The sequence below is a fragment of the Sandaracinobacteroides sp. genome, assembly GCF_057137845.1.
On record NZ_DBNHFX010000173.1, the window covers coordinates 1 to 7,926 of the forward strand.

The 7,926-nt window shown below is 66.0% G+C and carries 8 protein-coding genes and 1 tRNA gene; 1 reads left to right on the top strand and 8 read right to left on the bottom strand.

The window, feature by feature from the left end; translation table 11 throughout:
- The 7 genes from AC16JP_RS09880 to AC16JP_RS09910 form a co-directional block, all read right to left on the bottom strand.
- Positions 1 to 848 (bottom strand): pyridoxal-phosphate dependent enzyme (locus tag AC16JP_RS09880; protein WP_484340447.1); only part of this gene is annotated, 848 nt, incomplete at its 3' end.
- A gap of 63 nt (positions 849 to 911) precedes the next feature.
- Entirely contained in the window at positions 912 to 1,232 is a 321-nt protein-coding gene (locus AC16JP_RS09885) for an SMR family transporter (RefSeq protein WP_484340448.1), read from the bottom strand.
- Positions 1,233 to 1,289: 57 nt separating this feature from the next.
- Positions 1,290 to 1,364 (bottom strand) — tRNA-Gln (locus AC16JP_RS09890).
- A gap of 114 nt (positions 1,365 to 1,478) precedes the next feature.
- Entirely contained in the window at positions 1,479 to 2,504 is a 1,026-nt protein-coding gene (locus tag AC16JP_RS09895) for a glycosyltransferase family 4 protein (RefSeq protein WP_484340449.1), read from the bottom strand.
- Complete coding sequence (locus AC16JP_RS09900) at positions 2,504 to 5,266, bottom strand: SLBB domain-containing protein (RefSeq protein WP_484340450.1); 2,763 nt, start codon at positions 5,264 to 5,266, stop codon at positions 2,504 to 2,506. Before AC16JP_RS09900 ends, AC16JP_RS09895 begins: the two co-directional genes overlap by 1 nt.
- A 260-nt stretch (positions 5,267 to 5,526) precedes the next feature.
- Positions 5,527 to 5,706 carry a hypothetical protein gene (locus tag AC16JP_RS09905; RefSeq protein WP_484340451.1) on the bottom strand — a complete coding sequence of 60 codons (180 nt, stop codon included), beginning with the start codon at positions 5,704 to 5,706 and terminating at the stop codon, positions 5,527 to 5,529.
- A gap of 320 nt (positions 5,707 to 6,026) precedes the next feature.
- Positions 6,027 to 6,911: a branched-chain amino acid aminotransferase gene (locus AC16JP_RS09910; RefSeq protein ID WP_484340452.1), complete on the bottom strand. Its 885-nt coding sequence runs from the start codon at positions 6,909 to 6,911 to the stop codon at positions 6,027 to 6,029.
- Positions 6,912 to 7,019: 108 nt separating this feature from the next.
- Here AC16JP_RS09910 and AC16JP_RS09915 point away from each other — a divergent pair, with 108 nt between their 5' ends.
- Positions 7,020 to 7,565, top strand: a complete 546-nt coding sequence (locus AC16JP_RS09915; protein WP_484340453.1) for a MarR family winged helix-turn-helix transcriptional regulator — start codon at positions 7,020 to 7,022, stop codon at positions 7,563 to 7,565.
- Here the strand turns inward: AC16JP_RS09915 and AC16JP_RS09920 are convergent.
- Positions 7,534 to 7,926: hypothetical protein (locus AC16JP_RS09920; RefSeq protein WP_484340454.1), on the bottom strand; the 393-nt coding region annotated here is incomplete at its 5' end. The two genes, AC16JP_RS09915 and AC16JP_RS09920, sit on opposite strands and share 32 nt — an antisense overlap.

Consider the following 7,926-nt stretch of genomic DNA (forward strand, 5'->3'; position numbering starts at 1 on the left):
GCGCTCGACGGCTCGATCAGGATCTTCATCCGCGTCAGCACCAGCCGCATCGCCTCGATGATCGCGTGTTCCGACACCGTTGCCACCTGGGCCACATGTTTGCGCATGATCCCGAACGTCAGCGCGCTCATCCCCGTCGCCAGCCCGTCGGCGATGGTGGCGACCGGCAAAACCTGCGGCTGCATCCGGCCCGACACGAACCCACGGGCGGCATCGTCTGCGGCCTCAGGTTCGGCGGCCACCACTGCCACCTGCGGTGCCATTGCCGCTGCAACGATCGCCGTGCCCGACATCATCCCGCCGCCACCTACAGGGCATGTCACCGCGTCGGGCATCACGCCCGTATCTTCCAGCACTTCCAGAAAGCATGTCCCCTGCCCCGCGACGACGGCCGCCGAATCGAACGGCGGGATCAGCACGGCGCCGGTTGCCGCGATGATGGCAGCCGCTGCCTCCTCGCGCGCTCGCATCGTCGGCTCGCATTCGGTGATGTTGGCGCCATAGCCTGCAACCGCCGCCTTTTTCACCGCCGGGGCCGTGCGCGGCATCACGACATGGGCCGGAATGCCGCGCGTTCGTGCGGCGATCGCCACGGCTGCTGCGTGGTTGCCGCTGCTGTGGGTGACGACGCCGCGCGCGGCCGCCTCGTCGGAAAGCGACAGAATGGCGTTGAAGGCGCCGCGTGTCTTGAACGCTCCGGCGCGCTGGAAATTCTCGCATTTGAACAGCAGGTTTGCGTTGGCAATGACGTCGATCGCGCGCGATGTCAGGATCGGGGTGCGGTGGATGTGCGGCGCGATCCGCGCATGCGCAAGCCGGATATCGGTGATCGTGGGAGGCGTTTCCATGACCCAAAGTCTGTGCGCGCCCACCCGGCGATGGTCAACGCCGGCGCGTATTGCACGCACTGCTCAGCCGGGCGTTGCCCACTTCATCAGCCCGATCCCGGCAACGATCAGCACCGCCGCCAGAATGCGCGCCGCGCCCGCCGATTCGCCCAGAAACATCACGCCGGCCAGAAACGCCCCAACCGCGCCTATCCCCGTCCATACCGCGTAGGCAGTGCCCAGCGGCAATATCCGCATCGACCACGACAGCAATGCAAAGCTGACCCCCATCGCCGCCAGACAAATGACGGAAGGGACGAGGCGCGTGAAACCATCCGACTGCTTCATCGCATAGGCCCAGACCACTTCCAGCAGCCCGGCAACGACAAGAATTGCCCAGACCATGCCAGTTGCTCCCGTTGTGCCGTGTTGTGGTGGTTTGGCGCGATGTGCCGCTGCCGGTGGCTGGGGTGCCAGGATTCGAACCTGGGAATGGCGGTACCAAAAACCGCTGCCTTACCGCTTGGCTACACCCCAATGCCGGCAATCATGGCCGGGCGATTTGGCGCCGACCTGTCCGGAGGCGCGCAGATAGCGGGAACGACCACGGGCTTCAAGCCCCTTTTCGGCAACCGATCGGGCAGCAGCCGATCAGACGGCAGCCTTCGGGCGGGCCGTGGCGATCCACAGCAGCCCGCAATAGCCACCCAGCGTGACCAGCAGCCAGACATAGCCCGTTCCCGGAAACGCAACCGCTGCGAAGTTGGGCAAGGCAACCAGCGCCAGTATCCAGAGCAACGGCCGCGGCCAGCCCCAGCGGGCGAACAGATAGTGATGCAGATGGTCGCGCCCCGGCGCAAACGGGCTTTTCCCCCGCACCAGCCGCTGCACGATCAGGCGCAGCGTATCGAAAACCGGCACGGCAAAGATCAGCGCCATGTCGTCGGCGCGCATGGTATCAAAGCCGTTGTTCCAACTGTAGATCGCCAGCAGCCCGAAAATGGCGGAAATACCGTAGCTTCCGCCATCCCCCAGAAACAGCGCGCCGCGCATGTTGAAGCGGAACAGCACCAGCAGCGCACCCAGCACCGCCGCAATCAGCGGCACGATCACCGCCGGCGCCCGCATCAGCAGCACCAGCGACCAGACGATCGCCTGCCCGATCACCATGCCGTTCTTGCCGTCGGCCATGTTCACCGCATTCAGCAGCCCGACAAAACACAGCAGTGTGAACAGGATGCCACCGGCGCCCGGCAGCAGCAGAAGCTCGGTCTGGCCGGAAAACAGCAGGAACGAAACGGCAAAATCCGGCACTTGCGACAGCGCGGCCAGCAGGATGATCGCCGCCGCCGCCAACCGGATCCGTGCACTGAGGCCGACCCGATCATCCAGCAGGCCGACAAGAAACAAGCCGACGACTGCGATCAGGAACCACAGCAACATCCGCCCGGTCTGCGGATCTCCGGCGACGGGCAATTGCAATGCCACCGTCGCCAGCACCGTCAGCACCAGCGCGATGCCGCCCGCAAGCGGCGTGTCCTTGGCGTGCAGCTTGCGGCCGCCGTCGGCGTCCGGAAAGTCCATCAGGCCCAATGGCAGGCATATTGCGCGCGCGTTCTGGCCAACCACCAGCGCGACCAGCGCGCCCAGAAGCAGGTTCGCCAGCGCGAACGCCATTACCGCGTCGCCAGAACGGCTACCGTCGCCACCGATGTCGCCATTTGCGCAATGATGGTGGTGATATCGCGGAACACCGACAGGCGATACAGCGGGTCGATGTTCTTCGGCACGATGATGGTCGTGCCCGGCGGCGGAACCGCACCTGAACCACCACCCCAGCCGCTGGTGCGAAGCGGTTCCGCAGTGCCGTTCGGAAGCACCATGAACGTTCGCTTGTCATCGGCGGTCGCCAGTACGCCCCCGGCGTTGCGCAGATAGGCAGCGGCCGGTTTTCCGGCCACGAACTGCAATGCGCCGGGGTTGTTCACATCGCCCAGCGCGATCACAAAATTCGGGCGTTTCGGAACAAAGATGCTGTCGCCGGATTCCAGTATGGTATCCAGATCGGGCCGCATCGCCAGCACACGCGGGTCCGCCTCGACCACCATCCGGCCCGACGCTTCCGCCTTCGACAGCGTCTGGATCAAGGCGGCCGCACCGGCAAGACCATCTCCGCTCGACTGGCTCGACCGCGCCGCAACTGCCAGCAGGCTGTTGTTCAGTTCGCGAGCGGTGCGGCGATAGCCTTCCTCCTGGCTTTCCTTGACGCTGCGCCGTGTAAAGACCGTGCCATAGGGGTAGGCATATCCCGTCACGCCGCCGGCCCGCGTCAGCAGTTCCAGCAGCGTTTCGCCCTTGCGGATGGCATAGAGGCCGGGCCGCGCAACTTCGCCCGCCAACAGCACGCCCGAGCCTTCGAAGGCCGGCTGTTCGGCGTTGAAACGGATGTCGTCGCCGGCAGCCAGCGTCACCGTTTGCAAGGCCAGGTTGCGATTGTCAGCCTTCAGCCGTTCCGTGCCAGAGCCGTCGGCGCGATTGACGTCCAGCATCATGTTCCGCGATCCGGCCAGCAGCCCGTCCGCCACCAGCGAAAGGTCGCGCGCAGAAACATGCGCACCGGCAGGATAGGCCCCCGGCCTGCGCACAGAACCGCCGACGCTGATCGAATGCTCGATCAGCACCGGCAGCAGTTCCGGTTCGGCCTCGAACACGGCCGGGCAAGGCAAGCGTGCATCATCGGTGCCGTTCTCTGCCCATGGTTCGGATGGGCGCTGATCCGATGTTTCGTCTGCAACCATGAGCTGTTGCCGGCCGGTCGTTGCAAGGTCGGGCGTGCGCTGTTGCCGGCCGGTCGTTGCAAGATCGGTCGCGCGCTGGCTGCCCTGCCCCAGCGCTGCCCCCACAGTTCCCAGCTCGGACCCTTTTTCCGACACCACGACGAAACCGCCACGCGTGACGGCGTTGAACCGATTGGCGCCGGTATCCCGCACCAACGCCGACAGCCGCCGCAGCGACTGGCACCCAAAACGCGGACTGGGTTGCCCCAGCACGACCTGCCGGACCGCCGTGCTGTTCATGAACTCGACGTCCGCGCGCGAGAACAGGAACAGCCGGTCCTCGCTTTGCAGCCGTGTCGAGGGCTTCTCGTGCAGTTCGTGCGCAAGGTTCAGCACTTCGAATATGCGCGCGCCACTGGATGGATCGCGGCGCACCAGCACCGCCGCCAGTTGATAGGTATCGGCGCGAAGATCCTGCGGGGCGCCGACCAGTTCAGCCACCGTTCCCGCCGCCACCAGTGGCCGGGCGCCGGTATTATCCGCATGCCCCTCAAGCTGCACCCGCCCTGTCGCGCCACCGGCCGAACCGGCGACGATCTGCACGGCATCTCCGCCCGCGACCGGGGCAGAAGCAGCCGGCGCGCGCAGAAAGCTCTCGCTGCCGTCGGCGCCGATGCGGCTGATGACCACCTGTGCCCCGCGCGGCCGGATGGCGCCGCCGGCAAACGCGACGACCGCACCGACCGACTGCGCACCGCGAAGTTCGTAGATACCGGGCCGAGCGACCGCCCCTGTCACCGCGACCGTTGGCCCGATCACCGGCACGATCACCCGATCACCGTCGCGCAGGCGAACCGCCGGCGGGGCGCCGATGCCCAGCAGGCCATAGAGATCGACGGTGATAGTCTCTCCGCCTGCGCGGGCGACCCGCACCTGCCTGAGCGAGCCGGAGCGGCGGACCCCGCCCGCCTGCGCGATCGCCGTCGCCACGTCCGACATCGACGTCAGCGTGAACTGGCCGGGGCGTTCGACTTCGCCGCCGACGAACACGCTTACCGCGCGCACCTCGCCAACCGACACGAACAGGTCGGTCGCCAGCATCGTGCGACGGGTTTCGGCTTCCAGCTCGGAGCGGACGTCGCCCAGCGAACGGCCTGCCGCCTGCACCGGCGAAAGACCTGCAACGATCAGGCGGCCATCCCTGTCCACCCGGACGGTCTGGCTGCGGTTGGTCGCACCGCGAAACGCCACCTGCACCTCGTCGCCGACACCAAGTACATACTCGTCGCCGATCGCGCCAGTGCGCACGCCAGTCGGCGGCGGAGCACTCAGGAAGAAGTCATAGCCGAACTGCCTGAGCCTCGGCTCATTGAGGCGGCGGCGATAGTCGCGCTCGATCGCCGTCGGCATATATAGCCCGACGAGCTGGCGTCGCGCTTCCGCACGGCGGACTTCCTGTTCTTCCGGCGTATCGACACGGCCCGGCACCGCGACACTGCCCGTCGCCGCCCCCTGCGGCACTGCCGAAACGGCATTTGCACCCGTCGTAAGCCCGGAAGTCGCGGCTTCCGCACCCAGTTGCGATTGAAGGGATTTCAGAACCTGCGGATCGAGCTGCTGCGCGCCAGCGGGCGCAAGCGCCGCACCCCCGGCCAACGCCATCAGGATCAGCCTGTATTCCGGCAGCCTGCATTCTGGCCAGCGTCGTGCCACACGGTGCGCCAAATCGGTGTCTCCTGAAAAGTCGGCTTCCGTTTAGAAATCCGCTGGCAGACGGTCAACTGATGGCACACGTACCGATGATCGGCAATGCGCCTGCCAACCATGCGCGGCAAAGGCGCCGACGGCGCCAGCCGACGACACATGCTGGTGGAGCGGCTGGGGAAGCCACGATGCCCTCGAACCGGACATCGGGCCGACAGTCAGGGCTGCGCGATCAGCTTTGTCACTTCCTGCGCGACGACTGCATGTGCGGCCATATCGGCCGACTGCCACTGGCCTTCGTCTGCGGAAAGCCCAAGGCCCTGCACCAGCGGCGCAGCCATCACCAGCAGGAAGCATGCAGCGAACACCACTGCAACCCATGCCAGTCTGGCACCCACACGGCGCCCGGAGTTGGAGCGCCGATCGGCAGCGCCCTGCATATTCAGAATTTCGCCATTCATAAGCGTAGCTCGGCAGCCTTCGTCTCTTGTCGGTGACCGGTGTGGACCAGCCTACCTGATATTACGGCGCGCATCTTGCGTGCATAACGCCATTATCGACCCCGGACTTGCGTTTACCAAACAACTGACTGGGGCAACAGCCTGAAACCTTTGGATTGGCTCAGGCTCGTCGCGCTTAACGCACAATTTGTCGCAATGCAACATAATCTGTCCGGATCGGATCAACACGTGCAGGGTATCCGGACCATGTCGCCGTTTCAGCGGTTGGGCAGCGCCCCCCGCACATGGGCGGCGTAATCCGTCATCATCTGCCGGGTCATGTCGCCCACTTCGAACGACCACGGGCCGACGGAACCAACCGGCGTCACTTCGGCGGCGCTTCCGGTCAGGAAGCATTGCTCGAAGCTTTCCAGTTCTTCAGGCCAGATGGCGCGCTCGATCACGTTGATACCGCGACGCTTGGCTAGCTGGATGACCGACTGGCGGGTGATGCCGTCCAGAAAGCAGTCGGGCGTCGGCGTATGAATTTCGCCGTTGCGCACGAAAAACACGTTGGCGCCCGTCGCCTCGGCCACCTGCCCGCGCCAGTCGAACATCAGCGCGTCGTCATAGCCGTGGTCGGCCGCATGGTGCTTCGAGAGGGTGCAGATCATGTACAGGCCGGCAGCCTTCGATGCGGTGGGCGCGGTATAGGGCGCGGGGCGGCGCCACTGCGCGATTTCCAGCTTCAGCCCGCGCGCAAGTGCTTCGGCGCCGAAATAGGCCCCCCACGACCAGCAGGCGATCGCCAGATGGATTTTCGCGTTCGGGGCGGCCACGCCCATTTGCTCGCTGCCGCGCCACGCCACCGGGCGCATGTAGGCGTCGGTCAGGCCCGAAGCCGCCAGCGTCTGCCGGCATGCCTCGTCGATCTGTTCGCGCGTCCAGGGAATTTCAAAGCCAAGGATGCGGGCCGAACGGATCAGCCGCTCGCTGTGTTCCGAAAGCGAATAGATCTTGCCGCCATAGGCGCGCTGCCCTTCGAACACGGCGCTGGCATAGTGCATGGCATGGGTCAGCACGTGCACATTCGCTTCACGCCATGGCACCAGCTTGCCATCAAACCAGATGCTTCCATCCCGATCGTCGAATCCGCCAGACATGTCCTGTTACCTCCGAAAACCGCGCGCTGATCGCTGCCGGGCGGCCGCGCGGGGCGACCGTCGCAAGACGCTTGCAGCGGCTAGCATGTTCCGGCAAAATCGGTCAACATGATTGACGCATCTTCGCCCACGATCGCGCCCGTGCGGGCCTCGGCGCTGTTCCTCCGCGAGCCAGAGATTCGGCGCGGGGTGGAACTGCTGTATTTCGGCTATGCCAGCATGATCCGAGGCGCCGACGACATACTCGACAAACGCGGACTGGGGCGCGCGCATCACCGGGCGCTGTATTTTATCGCCCGGCAACCCGGCCTTGCCGTGTCAGACCTGCTGCGCCTGCTGTCGATCACCAAGCAGTCGCTGTCGCGGGTATTGGCGGATCTGGTGCGCCTGCAACTGGTCGAGCAAAGCGTCGGCACCATCGACCGGCGCCAGCGGCTCCTCAGAGTGACCGACGAGGGGGGAACCCTTGAGGCGGAACTGTTCGACGCGCTGCGGGAACGGGTTGCGGCCGCCTACGCCGCCGCCGGGCAGCAGGCCGTCAGCGGCTTCTGGGCAGTGCTGACCGGGCTGATACCGCCGACCGACCGGGCAATGGTCGAGGAACTTGACCGGCAGGCGCGGATTACGGCCGCAGCCGGCCAACGAGCGTCGTAAGCCCCGGCAGGCCCACCAGGTCGGGTGAAAGCCCTTCCCGTTCGGCGCGTTCGGCCTTGTCCAGCAATCGGTCGAGTGCGGCCATCGTCGCCGACATGTCGGCGCTGCCATCGGTGCGCCACGCGCTGAACGCCCGCCAGCACAAGGCGCCCAGCGCCAACAGCCGTGCCCGGCCACGCAGCCCGCCGACGCGCATGCCCGCCGCAACCGCGATCCGCCTGACGTGCCATGGCACCCTGCCCATCACCAGCGCCGCAACGGCAGGATCGCGGCTGTTGCGAATCGCAAGCACTGCCGCCCTGTGTTCCTGCAGCAGATCGAAGCCCTGCATCAGCCCGTCGAACAGCCGCTCGCGCACGTC

Excerpts from the sequence above, each read along its gene's own strand:
- AC16JP_RS09910 (WP_484340452.1), bottom strand. The coding sequence starts at position 6,911 with ATGTCTGGCGGATTCGACGATCGGGATGGAAGCATCTGGTTTGATGGC.
- AC16JP_RS09900 (WP_484340450.1), bottom strand. The coding sequence starts at position 5,266 with ATGGCGTTGGCCGGGGGTGCGGCGCTTGCGCCCGCTGGCGCGCAGCAG.
- AC16JP_RS09915 (WP_484340453.1), top strand. The coding sequence starts at position 7,020 with ATGATTGACGCATCTTCGCCCACGATCGCGCCCGTGCGGGCCTCGGCG.
- AC16JP_RS09895 (WP_484340449.1), bottom strand. The coding sequence starts at position 2,504 with ATGGCGTTCGCGCTGGCGAACCTGCTTCTGGGCGCGCTGGTCGCGCTG.
- AC16JP_RS09885 (WP_484340448.1), bottom strand. The coding sequence starts at position 1,232 with ATGGTCTGGGCAATTCTTGTCGTTGCCGGGCTGCTGGAAGTGGTCTGG.